At 43.7% G+C, this 15,557-nt stretch carries 13 protein-coding genes and 1 tRNA gene; 3 read left to right on the top strand and 11 right to left on the bottom strand.

The features are described from left to right. Positions 1-116 precede the first annotated feature (116 nt). A complete protein-coding gene (locus tag MsAc7_RS00425; RefSeq protein ID WP_338102644.1) occupies positions 117-641 on the top strand; it encodes a shikimate kinase in 525 nt (174 codons plus the stop codon). Between the two features lie 168 nt (positions 642-809). Here MsAc7_RS00425 and MsAc7_RS00420 read toward each other — a convergent pair whose 3' ends face one another. The 7 genes from MsAc7_RS00420 to MsAc7_RS00390 form a co-directional block, all read right to left on the bottom strand. Further along, complete coding sequence (locus MsAc7_RS00420; RefSeq protein ID WP_338102643.1) at positions 810-2,141, bottom strand: urease accessory protein UreH domain-containing protein; 1,332 nt, start codon at positions 2,139-2,141, stop codon at positions 810-812. Positions 2,142-2,367: 226 nt separating this feature from the next. After that, positions 2,368-4,023, bottom strand: coding sequence for a thermosome subunit alpha (thsA, locus tag MsAc7_RS00415; protein WP_338102642.1), 1,656 nt, complete (start codon positions 4,021-4,023; stop codon positions 2,368-2,370). A 216-nt stretch (positions 4,024-4,239) separates the two neighbouring features. Further along, positions 4,240-6,909, bottom strand: a complete 2,670-nt coding sequence (locus MsAc7_RS00410; protein WP_338102641.1) for a hypothetical protein — start codon at positions 6,907-6,909, stop codon at positions 4,240-4,242. Then, positions 6,910-8,814 (bottom strand): DUF7408 domain-containing protein, encoded by a 1,905-nt coding sequence (locus MsAc7_RS00405; protein WP_338102640.1) that lies wholly within the window; start codon positions 8,812-8,814, stop codon positions 6,910-6,912. 2 nt (positions 8,815-8,816) lie between these two features. Beyond that, positions 8,817-9,695 carry a DUF58 domain-containing protein gene (locus MsAc7_RS00400; RefSeq protein WP_338102639.1) on the bottom strand — a complete coding sequence of 293 codons (879 nt, stop codon included), beginning with the start codon at positions 9,693-9,695 and terminating at the stop codon, positions 8,817-8,819. 77 nt (positions 9,696-9,772) lie between these two features. After that, positions 9,773-10,753: an AAA family ATPase gene (locus tag MsAc7_RS00395; protein ID WP_338103429.1), complete on the bottom strand. Its 981-nt coding sequence runs from the start codon at positions 10,751-10,753 to the stop codon at positions 9,773-9,775. 201 nt (positions 10,754-10,954) lie between these two features. Further along, a complete protein-coding gene (locus MsAc7_RS00390) occupies positions 10,955-11,866 on the bottom strand; it encodes a DUF7502 family protein (protein ID WP_338102638.1) in 912 nt (303 codons plus the stop codon). 371 nt (positions 11,867-12,237) lie between these two features. On the opposite strand from MsAc7_RS00390, the gene MsAc7_RS00385 reads away from it, so the two are divergent. Beyond that, positions 12,238-12,801 (top strand): tRNA (cytidine(56)-2'-O)-methyltransferase, encoded by a 564-nt coding sequence (locus tag MsAc7_RS00385; protein WP_338102637.1) that lies wholly within the window; start codon positions 12,238-12,240, stop codon positions 12,799-12,801. Positions 12,802-12,858: 57 nt separating this feature from the next. Here MsAc7_RS00385 and MsAc7_RS00380 read toward each other — a convergent pair whose 3' ends face one another. From MsAc7_RS00380 to MsAc7_RS00370, 3 genes are all read right to left on the bottom strand, one after another. Beyond that, positions 12,859-13,137: a hypothetical protein gene (locus tag MsAc7_RS00380; RefSeq protein ID WP_338102636.1), complete on the bottom strand. Its 279-nt coding sequence runs from the start codon at positions 13,135-13,137 to the stop codon at positions 12,859-12,861. Further along, positions 13,134-13,910, bottom strand: a complete 777-nt coding sequence (locus MsAc7_RS00375) for a hypothetical protein (RefSeq protein WP_338102635.1) — start codon at positions 13,908-13,910, stop codon at positions 13,134-13,136. The genes MsAc7_RS00380 and MsAc7_RS00375 overlap by 4 nt, the downstream gene beginning before the upstream one ends. 146 nt (positions 13,911-14,056) lie before the next feature. Continuing rightward, complete coding sequence (locus MsAc7_RS00370) at positions 14,057-14,329, bottom strand: hypothetical protein (protein ID WP_338102634.1); 273 nt, start codon at positions 14,327-14,329, stop codon at positions 14,057-14,059. A 193-nt stretch (positions 14,330-14,522) separates the two neighbouring features. Between MsAc7_RS00370 and MsAc7_RS00365 the strand changes: the two genes are divergently transcribed. After that, a tRNA-Trp gene (locus MsAc7_RS00365) sits at positions 14,523-14,720 on the top strand. Between the two features lie 111 nt (positions 14,721-14,831). On the opposite strand, the gene MsAc7_RS00360 is transcribed toward MsAc7_RS00365, so the two are convergent. Next, a complete protein-coding gene (locus MsAc7_RS00360) occupies positions 14,832-15,545 on the bottom strand; it encodes a slipin family protein (RefSeq protein ID WP_338102633.1) in 714 nt (237 codons plus the stop codon). Positions 15,546-15,557 lie beyond the last annotated feature (12 nt).

The raw sequence follows: 15,557 nt of genomic DNA, 5'->3' as shown, positions 1-15,557 counted from the left end.
AAAACAGAAAAAGAAATCATAAATAGCCAAACGAATGTAAGTGAAATTAAACAAATGAAAATAAACAAATAAAAAATGAATAAAAACAAAAACACAATGAATCAAAGGATTTAACCATGACCAAAAGCATGCCCTCTTCATCAAATATTATTTTAATCGGAATGCCGGGCGCCGGCAAAAGCACGACCGGCGTTCTTCTGGCCAAAACCTTATGCATGTCTTTTTCGGACACCGACCTTTTGATTCAAGAACAAAGGGGCGTCCCGCTTCAAGATTTGGTTGACAACTTCGGATTTGCCGGTTTTACGAAAATCGAAGAAGACGTCATTTCCGAAATATCTCCGAAAAATACGATTATTTCAACCGGCGGAAGCGTCATTTACAGCGAAAGAGCGATGAAACACCTCCAAAAATTAGGCACAATTGTGTATCTCAGCGTCCGTTTTCCTGAAATTATGTGCCGTATTCAAAATATTTCAACCCGCGGGATCGTTCTTCACGACGGGCAAACCTTGGAAGAGTTGTATGAAGAACGGCGTCCGCTTTATGAAAAATATGCCGACATAACCATATTCGGAGATAACAAAACGATCGAAGAAATGGTGACGGAAATTGCCGAAAAAATAAAAGATAAAAAATAAAACAAATTTGAAAAACGAATATAAAAATAAAAGAATTCGAAAAAAAAAGAAGCTGAAAAATAAAAAAACCTGAAAATGAGAATGGCTTTGCGGCGCAGCCGCCGTTCGCGAAGCGAATTAATATTTTTCGGACCGCGCCGCCCTTGAAAAATTCGCGCAGCGAATTTTTCAGTAGAACATCACCCAAAGCCCCAAAAGAATCGAGACGATTCCGCTCAACACACGAATTTCTTTTTTGTACTTCCGAATGAGCTTGGTCAACGCATAGCCGCCCAAAAAACCAACGATCAACAGCGGTGTGATCACGCCGAGACAGAAAATCAACAGCATGCCGAGATCGGTGACGGAAACGGCAAAACCGATTTCAGAACCTGTTTCAATGGTTTTGTCAATCAGGACCAATAAAAACGGAAACGTGCATGGAACCTTGACAAACGAAAACAAAATGCCAAGCACAAAAAGACCCGGGTATGACGCCACATATTTCCGGGAAATCTCCTTGTATTTTTCATCCCAGGAATCCGGCATCGAAAAGAGGCCGACTAAATGAAGACCGATGGCAATAACAACAATTCCGACCAGAATCGAAATGAGGTCCGCGCCGGAAACGGAATAACCAAACAGCGTGAAAATCGTGCCGGAAAGAGATTTTTCAAAAACGATGAAAATCATGCCGAGAACCAAATAGCTGAGAATGAGACCGGCCGCAAAAACCAGAACCCGAAGAATGCTTTCTTTGGCGTCCAAAAAGTCAAACGATAAGCTTTCCTCTTCATCCGCATCTTTATTTAGAACATCTGACGGTTGAGCTTTAGACGGTTGAGTTTTAGACGGTTGAGCGACATCCCTTGAATCCGTACTTGAATTTCTTTTATTTTGATCTTCCCGCGCTGATTTTCCTTCGGTGCTTGCCGTGTACACAAAAATAAAACCAAGCATCGCCATTAAGCACGTGGAAAGTCCGGCAAAAAAGCCGAGGACATACGCAAACATTCTTGGGGAACCGGCAACGACATCATTAAACCAAACGGCAGCGTCGCCGAACATGGACAAAAACGGAAAAATCGTCAGAATATCGGCCGACCCTTCCGGAACGCCGGCAGAACTTGTCGAATTCGAATAATCGGGGACAACTTCACCGTTGATGATATTGAGAATATAATTTTCAAGATAGCCGTCTTCAATTTTGTTGTTTTCAAACCGCTCGTTTCCGATATAAGCCACCGGTACATACGGATAACCCTTTTCTTTGAGAAGGTCGTAATTTTTCGGCCGGTCAACATTGTATTTCACAAGCGTCACGTTGTATTTTTCTGCCAAACTTTCAACGATCGGCGTTGTTTCTTTACACGTGCTGCAACCCGGCTGGAAGAAATATTCAATGATAATTTCCGGCCCCGATATGTCGGTTGCCGCCGATGCGGCATTTAGGGCAACAGGAGACAGAAAAACGGCAAACACCACCATCCATAAAAGCGCAAAAGTGAAAACAGAAAGCATTTTACTTTTGGTCTGAGGAGAAGAATAGAATGATGATATAAAATTAGAGCATGACATAATGGCGAACTAGGATTTGTTTTCATTTAAATCTTTGGAAAAGAGCCTGCCTCTTTCCCGAAACGGACGAAATTTGACGCCGTACGCGCAAAACTTCCGCCATGCAAAAAAGAGAAAAATAAAAGAAAGAGAAATAAAAAATGAAAAAAGAATGAGCAAATTGCTCATTTCAACGCCGGTCATTCATCATCGGCGGCGCTTTTCCGCTGTAAGTGGTCGCCATGTGTTCCGGTTTGACTTCCGGCATTTCACGCGTGTATTTGGCGCGGAGCACATCATCGATCCGAAGAATCATAACAGCCGCGTCTGTTGCGGATTTTATGGAATTGATTTTAACACGGAGCGGGTCGATAACGCCTTCGTTTTCCATGTCCACGACTTTTCCGGAAAAGACATTGACACCGGCATTTTTATCTTTAGCGTGCGCGGCTCGAAGCGCAATCGTCAGGTCAATCACGTCAAGACCGCCATTTTTAATGATCGTCTTCGGAAGCTCCTCCATCGCGTCGGCATAGGCGGAAACAACCCGCTGCTCATAACCGCCAACGGACGGTGCAAAAGCGCGAAGCGCAAGCGCAACTTCCATTTCGGACGCGCCGCCGCCGGCCACCACTTTTCCGTCTTCGATAATGGATTTGACCACCCACAAAGCGTCGTCTAAACAGGTGCTGACACTGTCAGCATGTTGAAGTGTTTCACCGCGAACGATAATGGTCGCGACTTTGGAATGTTTGGCGTCCCGAATGAATGTTTTTCCGCCGCCGTTTTTAACTTCCTGCTCCAGCAACTTGGCTTCTCCCAAATCATCGCTTGAGATCTCACGCGGATTTTTAATGATTTTGGCACCGGTCGCATAAGAAACGTGTTCAGCGTCTTTTTCTTCAATCGGGCGGGACACATAAATGCCGCGTTTGTCGAAATATTCCAAAACAATCGGTTTCACCATTTTGGTTGAGAAAATGACATTAGCACCGGTATCGGCAATTTGTTTGGCAACGTCAAGCATGTTTTTCATTTCATTTTCAATGATGCGGTTGCGCTCTTCAGGGGAACCGACAACCATTTTAGAATTGACCTTGGTTTTGTGCACCTCAATTTCGGTGTTTAAGATGGCAATCTTCGGATTTTGGATAACGCTCGGCGCATTCTTGTTCAAAGAGTTGGTGGAAAGAGCGATGCCCTCAATGACCTCGGTTTCTTCCATCCGGCGGTTGAGCTCAACGATTTCAATGATATCGCTTCGAACGTTCACAAACCCGCGGTTTTCAATAATTTCAGCCGCTTTCACACAAACTTCGGCAAAATGTTCCTTGTGCGCGTCAGGCGCCTTGCCGGTGATGGACGTCATGGCCGCCTTCTTCAAAATATCACGGCCGGACGGTGTTCCGATTTGAACAGCCGTCGCCCGGTCATTTAAAATTTCAAGCGCTTTTTCTTCAGCGATTCTGAATCCTTTGATAATAACGGTCGGGTGGAAACCCTTTTTAATCATCTTTTCCGCTTTGTCCAAAAGAGCCGCCGAAAGAATCACCGAACTTGTGGTTCCGTCGCCGGCGGTGCTTTCCAGCGTCTTTGAAACCTCGACAATCATTTTCGCGGCCGGATGCTCAATGCCGATGTCTTTTAAGATCGTTGCGCCGTCGTTGGTCATGCTGACAACACCGAGTTTGTTAATCAACATTTTATCCATGCCTTTGGGACCGAGCGTACTTTGAACAAGGCTCGCGACGGTTTTGGCCGCCGTGATGTTCATAAAAATCGCTTCCGTTCCTTTTGTTCTCTCTTTTCCGGGATCTAAAACAATAATGGGGCCTGTTTTTGCCATAAAATAATCTCCTGAATTTGATAAGCGTAAGGTAAATAACAAAAATTAACAAACGAATTGAATAAAAATCATTGAGTGAATAAAATGACTCCTCTAAAACAATTGAGAAGAACTGAAAATACAACAAATAACTGATTAAAGTTCTATAAAAAACCATCGGTTTGTTTCAGATACGGAAATAGGCAACAGCATACAAAAAAGAAAATTGAAGTTGAATTACTTTTTCAACTTCATTTTGGATTTCAAACCGGAGAATCGGCTTGTAATGCCTGAAAGCCCGGATTTTTCCGTTTCTTCATCCTCTTTGTCAATATAACTCCACCCATGTAGTTTGGAATACGTCGGAATTTTTTCACCGGCTGCGGCACGATTCTCATATTCTTCATGGAGGCGCCGAAGTTCTTTAATCTCTTTCACACGGCGGTAAACAATCTCCGCAAGGAAAATCACCAGCGCCAAAAGGAGGAGGTAGACGTTGAAACTGACCACTTCTTTGACTTTATAAGTCGTATCGTCGCTGACCGACTTGATAAAGAACGCTTTGGCTTCCTGAACCGTATAAATATTCCCGCCGGTTGACTCAATCAATTTTCGGAAGTCCGGATTGACACCGATTCCCTGATATTCAATCGGATAGTTGACCGAGATCGGATAGCCGGAAATGTTGTAAATGCCGGACTGGTTGAACAACAATTCGGCCGTGTACACATTTTCGGATTCCATCGTGAGCACCAGTTTTTTACCGTCAAGCGTCAGCGTCGGGATTCCGGGATCGTACATCGTGGCGCGAAGCGTTGTCGGTAAACCGACAGACGTATCCGGCGCGTCAATCACAATACCGCTTTCCCGATTCGGGTCGCCCATCGCCCAGTTGATGGTCGATGAAATCATTTTTGAGCCGGGAGACGCGTAAAGATCGGGGGCCCAGTAATTACCGCGGCCAACCCCGTTATCCGTGGTGACTGACGCGACGCGTCCGAGACCGTAGCGCCAAACCGTTAAAATCGGAGCGCCATCCGACGCAATCACCAATTTGTCGGAACCGGCTTTCGGCGTTACACTGTTGTAACCCGAAACCGATGTATTCGACAAGTCCAGATTTTGAACGATAAAATGTTTCGGGTTTGAAATGTACAAGCCGGATTCCGTTCGGTTTGTATTGTTGTTGCTGCCGTTCCCAAGCATATCCTTAAAGTCCGGGTCCACCGGAAGACCTTTTGAAGAGGCGATATAAACACCGTTTTTGCCATAATCGTCCGCCAAATCCTCCGCATAGGGCGTTCCACTTTTGTCTCTGAATTGATCCGGACGAATGGAACCGCCCGTGTAAATATTGATGTACAAAATCGTTGCGCCGTAATCTTTCATTTTATTTTCGGCCGCCAGCAGTTCCGAATATGTGTGACGCCCGACAATATTTCCATCGGTCATAACAATGATCAGCGGTTGCCCCGATCGGTTATCCAAAACTTCAACTGCATCTTCAAACGAGTCAACAAGATCCGTTTCCCCGTCGCCTGTTTTTAAACCCTCAATCTGTTTCTTTAATTCATCGGCCTCTTTCGGGTTTCCGATATAATAAAATTCGCCGTCAATATCGCGCGTTGGGTCACCGATCGTCAAATAAGTTATATTCGCTTCCTTGAAATAGTCATTATCAATGATATTCATAGAAGTCTTTTTGATGTTGGACAATATGGTTTCGTTATTGGAAGCGTAGGAATTTCCGCTGTCGGAAACGTCAATAAAAAGCAAAACGTCCTGGGTTCCTTCCCAATCCGACGGAATCGATACCACCGGGAGCAGTTTTTCAAAAGATGAATTCAAATAACTGTTGTTTTCCGGATAACCGTAAGAACTTGTACCGCCGACAACCACCAAGCCGCCACCATTTGAAACATAATTTTTAAGAGAATTGACTTGACTATCGGTGATGTTTCCGATGTACATGTTATCAATAACCACCGTTTTTGTGGAAGAGAGCGCCTTGTCTAAATCCGTAAACTGAGACAGCGAGGTGACCACCGTCACATTGTAAAGCGTTCCAACCACCTGCGTCAGAGACGCGTTTTGCTCGGATGTGACCACGATCACATTCGGCTTTTCGATAACATAAACGGATTTTGTATAATTGTTATTAATTTTATCTGAATCGGCCGCGGATGCCAAAGACACCCGAAGCGTGTGAGCGCCGAGCTTGGAAAAACGGGTGTTAAACGTTGTTGTTTTTTCCGTTCCGTTGACAATACCGCTGCCCCGTTCAATCAAAGAACCATCGGCATAGACTTCATAAGTGTAACTGACATTGGCATTTCCGGCCTGGCGGACGACGATTCCGAACTCATGTTCATTACCGACAATGATGGATTTATCGCCGGTAATCTCAACACTTAAATCATTTTGAATCAAATCCGGAATCACGGCGGAAACGGTCGTGTTCGTTTCTTTGGAAAAATTGATGGCGTCCGTCAAATTTGTTCCGTAGTTGCTGTTGCCGTCCGACACAATCAAAAGTTTGTTTTTGCCGTCCGCATACTGGATAATTTTTTCCCCAAGCGCCGTATAATTTCCGGTCAGCGTATCGTATTGAACGTTAATTGTTCCCGTGAAGTAATTATACAAATCCTGGCCGATTCCGCTTCTGAAATAACGCATGCTTTCCGTTGTGTCCGAAACCAAAACCAATTCCGGATGATCATTCGTTTTCGTTACGCTCATCGACACAAGCGGATTTGCAATCGCCAGAATCAAAAGAACGGCAATAATCCCACGCGTCCCGAATAATATTTTTTGCTTTCGCCCGGCTGCCTTTCTGAAAAAATAAATTGTCAAAATGACGACGGGAATCAAAAGAACCAAAGCCCAAGGGTAACTGAAGCTGACCATTTAGATGTCCCCCCGCTTCTTCAACAGGTAAAGTTCAAGCAAAATAAACAAAGCCGCCAAAACCACAAAGAGGGCAACCAACTCTTTTTTGACCTCAAACATCGTCGGAAGCTCCGACCCGGAATTGGCGCTGTCAACGCCCTGCAATTTTTCAAGAAGGGTATTGGACTCCTTATCGCTGTACATGTTCACAGCAATGCTTTTTTTGTTGACGATGTAAATGCCGGCAGTATCCAGGACCAGCTTGTTGGTCTTGATGGTTCCGTCCGGTGTCACCACCGTCGTCTCATTCGCAAATGTCAAAACGGTTCCGGCCGGAAGGTTATATTCGGAAACATCTCCCGTCCCGGCAATAAATTCCGAAAGCCGGACCCAAAAGATGGGAAACTCCGGGAAACTGGCGAAATTATTCCAGGCCTTTTCGCCGGCATGGTCATTTAATCCAAAGTAAAACACCATTCCGCTGCCGTAAGGCCCGTAAGCGATGACCGGTGATTTATCCGGCGTTGCGACTAAGTATGAGGAATTAACCGTGTCGCGCGGTTCCGCAATCAAATACGTTCGAACGAAAACGCCGGTATAATTCATGTCATCCGCCAGCTTGTTGGTCGTCAAAACATAAAGCGGATAGCCGATAGTACTGGAATTGACGCCGGTAATTTTGACCGGAAGCATTTTTGAAATGTCCGCCGACTGGTTTTTCGGGTCCAAATATTCGCCGGCGATAAACACGACATTGCCGCCGCCGTTTGCGTAGGCGTTTAAAGAAGACGCTTCCCCGGATGTTAAAACCCGGGTTCCAAGGTCCACGACGACAAAATTATAATCTTGAGAGATGGAGGCCGGAACGGCTGACGCGGTTGTTGTGGTCAGTTCCGGCTGTAAAGACAACGCAATATATCCGGGAAGATCTTGCCCGGAATCCGAATCATAAATGTAAAGCGCTCTCGCCGAGCCGGTTTCAGGAATGGAAATAAACGCACTGTTGTCGCCTAAAAGAGCGTCGCCGTTTTTAATTCGGACTTCCGTCGTTCCGCGGTCGATTCGCTCAAATTCAAAAGAGGCGACGTCATTTCCGGGAACGGTTAATGTCACGGCAGATGAATTTGTCTTTTGGCCGTTGGATTTTGTGGTGAGAACGTCCACCGATATTTCTTTGGTGGATTTTCCATAATTTCGAACCATAAAGTGGTAATCGTAGGAGCCGTTTGATTTTTCAAGATAGCCATTGACAATCGCCACATTGTTGTCGGTCGGGCTTCCGTAAGCATAATAGGAAATATTTAAGCCGCTTCCGAGCATATTTTTGGCAACCAGCGGGTTCATGCCGCTCCAAGACGTAAAGTCGGAGAAAACATAGATGGACCCGCCTTCCGTTGACAAAATATTTGCCCCGGACGCGACCGCTGAACCGATATCGGCGGTGACCGATTTGGCGTCAAGATCCCTCAAAATGTCTTTGGCGTTGGAAGCACTGACATTTTCGGCAACGATCACCGGAACGGATTCCGCTAAAATAATGGTATTGAATTGACTCAAGTGGCTTTCAGCATCTTTTTTGGCCTGGTCGAACCGGCCATTGGTTTGCATGCTGCCCGACGCGTCTAAAATAATAACGGTCCGCTCCTCACTGTACGTTTCCATCGAGAGAAGATAAGGACCGGCGGCAGCCAGCGCCAATAAGATTAAAACAAGAAGCTGCGCCAAAAAGAGCGGATCTTTCACCAACTTCGTCAGAGACGAATAGATTTTATCGCGCGACTCTTCCACCTTCATCAAAAACATGACGGAAGGAACGCTCATTTTAAACGGCTTTGGCAAAAGCATGTACAAAATAATGAGCGGAATGATGGATAAAAGCCCGATGAGCGCCCACGGGTGAATAAACGGAAGTTCAAGCGCCATTTTTATCCGCTCCTTTCAATCGTGGTTAAGAAAGATTCAAGAATCGGCATATCCGTTGTGAAGGAATAGAAATTCGCGCCCGATTTTTTGCAAATGTGATCAATGTGAGCGATATGGTCTTCCAATTCTTTGATGTAATTTTTGCGGAACGAATCGCTTAAAAATGTTTTCATTTCCGTGCCGGTTTCCATGTCGTAAAAGAGGGAATCCCCTTTAATCGGCAAGCGGCGTTCAAACGGGTCCAATACTTGAACCAACATCAAGTCGTTCCCGGAGAAACGCTTGACAGTGGATTCAATGTGATTGATGTCATCCAAAAAGTCGGAAATGATCACGACCAAAGACCTTGATTTAATGAGTTTTTCATATTTGTGGGTTACGGAATCAATATCGGTTGTTCCGGATAACGACTGATCTGAAAGCCGGGAGATAATCGAAAGCAGGTTTTTAATGCCGCGCCGCGGTTGATTGATGTCGATTTCTTCGTTAAAGGTGGAAATGGAATATTTGTCATTTTTCCGGGAGACAATATACGCAACGCCCACTGCGAACATGGCGGCATACTCGAATTTGGTAATACCGCTGTCCGGATAATCCATACTCTTGCTGGCGTCGAGCAAAATGTGCGCTGTCAGCGTCTTTTCTTCTTCAAATTGGCGCACGTAAAGCTTTTCGGTTCTGGAATAAATTTTCCAATCAATGTCTTTCATTTCGTCGCCTTTGTAATATTCCCGGTACCCGACGGTATCGATGCCTTTTCCGATCCGCGTCGAAGGCCGGTTTCCGGCGTAAACCGTAGAAACCCGTTTTCGAACGTACATGTTGTAACGGTCGAGCTGCCGGAGGAATTCGATGTCAATCTGGTGTTTTTTGTCCGCCATATTTCATGCCTGCGTCCGTCTTTTTGAGATCCGTGCCTCTTTATTCATTCTATCCTGTCTTTTCGATGTGGCGGCGCTCATTTGCTCATCGTTGAAATCAACGATTTAATCGCGTCATCCGGCGTCATGCCGGATCTTTCCGCTTCGAAAGTCAGGATAATTCTGTGTCTTAAAACCGGATAGGCCATCGCGTAAACATCTTCTTCGCTGACAAAATTTCGGCCGTGGACAAGCGCCCGGGCTTTGGCCGTTAAGATCAGAGCAATGGACGCGCGCGGAGAGGCGCCGTATTCAATCGTGCCGCCTTCGCGGGTTTTCATGACCAAATGAATCGCTCTTTGTTTCAAATCATTTGAAATCGGGACTTCACGGGTTAATTTTTGAAGACTTAAAAGAGTTTCTTTGGTAATACCGCGCTCGGTGGTCGGGTTGGAAAGAGCCGTATAGCGGTTGACGATTTCAAGTTCTTCGTTAAATTCCGGATACGGAACAAAAATTTTCAAAAGGAAACGGTCAAGTTGAGCTTCCGGCAAGGGGTAAGTTCCTTCCTGCTCAATCGGGTTTTGGGTGGCCAAAACGAAAAACGGCTTTTCGAGCGGATGCGTGACACCGGCAACCGTAACCTGTTTTTCCTGCATGGCTTCAAGAAGCGCGGATTGTGTTTTCGGCGACGCGCGGTTGATTTCATCCGCCAAGATAATGTTGGCGAAAATCGGCCCTTTTTCAAACCGGAAGACTTTGCTGCCGCCATGTTCCTCAACGACGGTGGTTCCGGTGATGTCAGCCGGCATTAAGTCCGGCGTACACTGGATACGGTTAAAAGATAAATCAATCACTTTTGAAATGGTGGAAATGGTTAAAGTTTTTCCAAGACCCGGGTTGCTTTCAAGAAGGGCGTGACCGTTACATAAAATCGCGATCATGACTTGTTCGACGGTTTCGTTTTGGCCGACGACGACCTTTCCGATTTCATCAAACAATGTTTTAAAGATTCTCTGCGCGTTTTCATACGTTTTTGCCGAAGGAGCATTCTCAATTGTGTTTTCCGCTCTTTCCATCGGCTTTTCGCGGAATTCCGCCGTATTTTGGGGTTTTTCTGTTCCAACGCTGTTTTCCATGCTCATATTTATTCCTCTTTTTATCCGTGTCAATTACTTTCATTTTCAAGTTTTAGTTGTTGAACTTTAAATCTTTCATGATTTATAAACAGAATCTATCGGCTGAACCGGATATTTAAACGGCATCCACGCCTTTTCGGATCAGCTGGTTTCCGCCAATTTTTCAAAATAATTTTTAATCAAATCCGCGTATCCTTCCGGCAACGTATCGTAAAAATGCGTTGAGCTGAGACTTTCGGGCGGATAATATTTGGACGGCTCAAATGTTTTGTTGTCGCTTTCGTTGAGCAACTCCCCCGGCCCGAATCCGGATCCGGGCGGCAACGTCACATCAATATCGATGCCGGGATCTTCTGAAATGGGCGGTGTCCCGACGGCAACGGAAGATGCGCTTTCATTAACAGTCGTGTTGTTATTCGGATCGACATCCGGGCGGTCCACCGAAAAATCGGGAAGGCGGCGCGTAATCTCGGAAGCCGGATCAATCGGCGACGTAAAACCGGTGAAAAAGATGGCTAAAAGCAGAATGCCGCTGACTGCAACGGCAATCGCGCCGGACCGGGCTTTTTTCTTATTCATGAGTTCCTTGCCGGAAATGCCTTCAATGTCTTTTGAGATCTGTTGTTTCAAATCGGCGGCGATGACATTGTTGTCCTCTAAATTGTCATAGGCGGTCCGAAGGCGGTCTTTTAATTCCGGATGAAGGCGTTCCATGATGTCAAAAGAATTTTCATCTTTCGGCGGAACTTTTCCAACCCAAATGTAAATCTTTGAGCGGTAGCGCCGGTATAAGTAAAGCGCAGCGTACGTGACGCCGGCGCAAATGAACAACAAAATGATGGTATCGTACCGGATTTGAAAGAATGGAATGTCAGGAGACAAACCGACATACGGTTCCAGGAACGGAATGAGTTTAAACAAGTCGCCGATGTTTAGCAAAACCGCCACGAGAAGTAAAAAAAGAGTGACGGATAGAAAATCCAATATTTTGTAAAGCCGCTTGTTTTGACGAACATGGGCTTCATTTTCAAGAACAAAATTTTTAATATCCAAGAAAATCACTTCTTTTCATGAATGGAGAGACAAAAGAATCAAGAGAATTAAAAGAAAACGTTGAACAGACTGTTTTTATTCTTCTTTTAAATTCTTCTTTGAAGAGCGTAAGAATTTACAATTAACGGCTATATAAGATTTATAATATTTATACACATCATTAAATAAAAATATACATCATTGAAATTTCATTTCAAAACTTTACGGATGATATACTATATAACCGTTGCTCATTTAGACCGATATTGCCGCTGTTTATCTTGCCGGCGGTCGTTGGATGATGCCTTTTCATCAAAATCTTTTTAATTTTAAACGGTTTAGTCGGTGAATTCAAAAATTTAATTTTGTAAATTCAGATACGCTGTGATTTTATGACAGAAAAGGAAATTGTGGTTTTGCGTTTGGGTCACCGGCCGGAGCGGGATAAAAGAATGACGACGCACGTCGGGCTTACGGCGCGCGCCCTTGGGGCAAACGGAATGATTTTGGCGTCGGACGACCAAAAGATTGAGGAAAATATCAACGAGATTTCTCCCCGCTGGGGCGGCTCTTTTTTCATTAAAAACAACGCAAACGCGATGGAAGAAATCAACAACTGGAAAAAAGAAGGCGGTAAAGTCTGCCACTTGTCCATGTACGGTATCAATTTGCCGGATATTGTTTCGGAACTCAAAACAGAAAAAAAGTTGATGCTGATCGTCGGCGCCGAAAAGGTGCCGGGGGAAATTTATGAGGTTTCCGACTGGAATGTCGCGGTCGGCAACCAGCCGCATTCGGAAGTGGCGGCACTTGCCATTACGCTCGACCGGATTGCAGAAACGGATCCGCTTTTAAAAACATTCGGCAACGCTGAATTGACAGTCATTCCGATGGGAAAAGGAAAAAAGATTGTTCATGACAATGAATTGATTGAAAAAAATAAGCAAAAGAAATGAAATGGAAAACATGGATTTCTTAAAAAGAAATGACAGGGCATCCATTTTATCTCTCATTTATTGCATTTGCGTTTCAAGTTCCTTTTGTTTCATGTATTCATCGTGTATTGAATAACACCGCCCGGGCAAACGTTCCTTTGAACCGTATTTTCTAAAAATATCATCGACTTCCTCCTCCGATAAACTGTCAACCCATTGAACCATTTCAATATACAATTCATTTTTTTCCAATTCTTTTTCGAGTTCATCGTCCGTTATTTTTCTTTCCGCCATTGTTATTTTTCTTTCCGCCATTGTTATTTTTCTTTCCGCTATTGTTATTTTTCTTTCCGTCATGGTAGTCCCTTCATTCTTTTAAACAGCTGCTCCTTCCGGACCATAAATTCCAAACAATAACCAATAATTTCCGGAGTTATATATAACCTTTTTCTTTTTTTGAGAATCTCTGTATTCTTAACGCAATATATTTTGTATAAATATGATTCATGAGGGAGCATTGGGGTTGATTGAGAACGATTTTTACTGAAATTATAATAATTTGTTGTCATGCCGACCATATCTATTTTATTTTTAAATGATTCTTGGTCGAAAAAAACATCATAAATTGAATAATTGTCTAACAACATAACAAGATTTCTTTTCTCATTCAGTCTTCGATAAAATTTATTGAAAACTTTTTTATTAATCGGATCATCCAAATTCAAATATTTTGCATTTTCAATTTCAACAGCAACGACACTTAATTCTCTCAAGAAACAATCATACACATCTTGACAAATTGTCAAGTCCTGCCCGGAAATATATCTCTTTAATCGTCCTTTTGGAACTTTACAAACCGGATTTCGAAGCACCCACCAAACGGCGTAAGTTTCGTCATCGTAAAAGTAAACGCCATTTCCTAAATGCAATTTTGGATTTGATGAAATTTGAAAGTTATTTTCCAAAATCTTTTGAGCATTTTCTTTTGTTGTGCCGTGATAAAGGAAGCCGGAGAACAATTGAATATTTTCGGAAAAATTTGAATAAAAGTGGTCTGTTATGGTATCGCCTCTTGTATTTGTTAAAGTCAGAAAAGTCGATACATTATTAATTTTTTCGATTTGAGTCAAATCATATATATTTTTATAGAAATGGACATCACACCTCAAAAAAATATGCAGCCCTATGGTAACTGTTTCCGAGAAAAGAGGGATGAAAGCAGTCAAGGACAGAAGGAATGAATCTGAAATAAAATTAAAAAATGGAAAAAAGAAAATTAATCTTTTTGATCCGAACCGGCCGGCATTTCAACGGTTTCAATGACGGTCACTTCTTCCATAAAATCAGCGTCAACAGCATTTTCCTTTTCCATTTGGTGAAGCCGGTGCTCTTGAGACGCCTGATTTATTTGCTGCGCCATTTGCTGTTGCTTTGCCGCCCTGTTTTTTCGTTTCATAATCCGGTTGACGTCAAACATAATTTTGAGCAAGAGCAAAATGATCAAAACAAGAATTACTTTGTCAAGCATTGTTAAATTTTCAAGAACCATATTTTTCTCTCATTTATATTTTAAAGGGAATAGAGACAAATCATATAAAAACGTGAAGTCTGAATTTATCTTTAAAAATTTATTTTTATTTCATTTATTTTTGTATTTTGACCGTTAAGGATATATTGAATTATTTCATTTGTAGGGGACAGTCAATGATTCATACTGTGGAAACGGTCATGAAAATTGTTACGGGGCTGTGGCCTAACCTGGTAGGGCGATGGGCTCCAGCGGATATTTATGATGAGCAACGGGTCACCTGAGCATATCCCGACGGGGATTTGCGATGAAGAACCGTTGGAGCGCTGAAGTTTTTGCGCGGTACAGAGTCGCCGGAAAACGGCAATTCGGAGAGACCCGTCGGTTGTGAGTTCAAATCTCACCGGCCCCACGTTTTCTTTTTTGAGATCATATTTTTATTTGGTCGTATTTTTATTTCATTTATTTTTATTTCATTTATTTTTATTTTATTGTTCACAAACTGTTGTTTTTCCGATGATTTTTATTTCATTTGTTTCCGAACGGCCGTTGCTTGCGCCATCGCAATCATGTCACCGGCACCGGTTGTGTTGGTCACGACGATTAAGTTTTTCTCGCGGGCGATTTCGGAAAGTGTCTGCAATTCACGTAAACGGATCGCCACCGGAATTTCATCATACAGCTCCGCGGCCTCTTTCATCTTCGTGGCTGAAATTTGTTCACCTTCCGCCAAAATGATTCTGGAACGCTTTTCACGCTCGGCTTCGGCTTGTTTTGCAATCGCGCGAAGCATGGAATCGGGGAGGCTGACATCCCGGATGGTTACCGACGACACACGAATTCCCCACGGGTCGGTATCCTTATCAAGCAGTTTTTGAAGCTCCTCATTGACTTTTTCCCGTTGTGTAAGAACTTCATCCAATTCCATTTGTCCCAAAATATCGCGCAGTGTCGTCTGTGCCAACATGGAGGTCGCATATTTGTAGTTCTCAACTTCCGTGATGGCCATCTGCGGGTCGATAACTTTGTAGTAAACAATCGCATCAACTGTAATGGTCACGTTGTCTTTGGTGATAATATCCTGTTTGGGAACGTCAATCGTTACCGTTCTCATATCAATCTTTTCGCAACGGTCGATTAAAGGTGCCGTGACAACAAGTCCGGGCCCGCGGATACCGTTCACCCGTCCTAACCGAAAAACAACGATTCGTTCATATTCTTTAACCATGTGCATCATATTTTTGTATCT

This window comes from Methanolapillus millepedarum (genome assembly GCF_032594115.1).
In the GTDB taxonomy this organism is placed as follows: Archaea; Halobacteriota; Methanosarcinia; order Methanosarcinales; family Methanosarcinaceae; genus Methanolapillus; species Methanolapillus millepedarum.
Note: the sequence above shows the minus strand (reverse complement) of the source record. Positions and strands in the feature narration are given on the sequence as shown.

What these genes read in the sequence shown, in the direction of transcription:
- MsAc7_RS00425 (WP_338102644.1), top strand. Translation starts at nt 117, where the DNA reads ATGACCAAAAGCATGCCCTCTTCATCAAATATTATTTTAATCGGAATG.
- MsAc7_RS00420 (WP_338102643.1), bottom strand. Translation starts at nt 2,141, where the DNA reads ATGCTTTCTGTTTTCACTTTTGCGCTTTTATGGATGGTGGTGTTTGCC.
- thsA (WP_338102642.1), bottom strand. Translation starts at nt 4,023, where the DNA reads ATGGCAAAAACAGGCCCCATTATTGTTTTAGATCCCGGAAAAGAGAGA.
- MsAc7_RS00410 (WP_338102641.1), bottom strand. Translation starts at nt 6,909, where the DNA reads ATGGTCAGCTTCAGTTACCCTTGGGCTTTGGTTCTTTTGATTCCCGTC.
- MsAc7_RS00405 (WP_338102640.1), bottom strand. Translation starts at nt 8,814, where the DNA reads ATGGCGCTTGAACTTCCGTTTATTCACCCGTGGGCGCTCATCGGGCTT.
- MsAc7_RS00400 (WP_338102639.1), bottom strand. Translation starts at nt 9,695, where the DNA reads ATGGCGGACAAAAAACACCAGATTGACATCGAATTCCTCCGGCAGCTC.
- MsAc7_RS00395 (WP_338103429.1), bottom strand. Translation starts at nt 10,753, where the DNA reads ATGGAAAGAGCGGAAAACACAATTGAGAATGCTCCTTCGGCAAAAACG.
- MsAc7_RS00385 (WP_338102637.1), top strand. Translation starts at nt 12,238, where the DNA reads ATGACAGAAAAGGAAATTGTGGTTTTGCGTTTGGGTCACCGGCCGGAG.
- MsAc7_RS00380 (WP_338102636.1), bottom strand. Translation starts at nt 13,137, where the DNA reads ATGACGGAAAGAAAAATAACAATAGCGGAAAGAAAAATAACAATGGCG.
- MsAc7_RS00370 (WP_338102634.1), bottom strand. Translation starts at nt 14,329, where the DNA reads ATGGTTCTTGAAAATTTAACAATGCTTGACAAAGTAATTCTTGTTTTG.
- MsAc7_RS00360 (WP_338102633.1), bottom strand. Translation starts at nt 15,545, where the DNA reads ATGATGCACATGGTTAAAGAATATGAACGAATCGTTGTTTTTCGGTTA.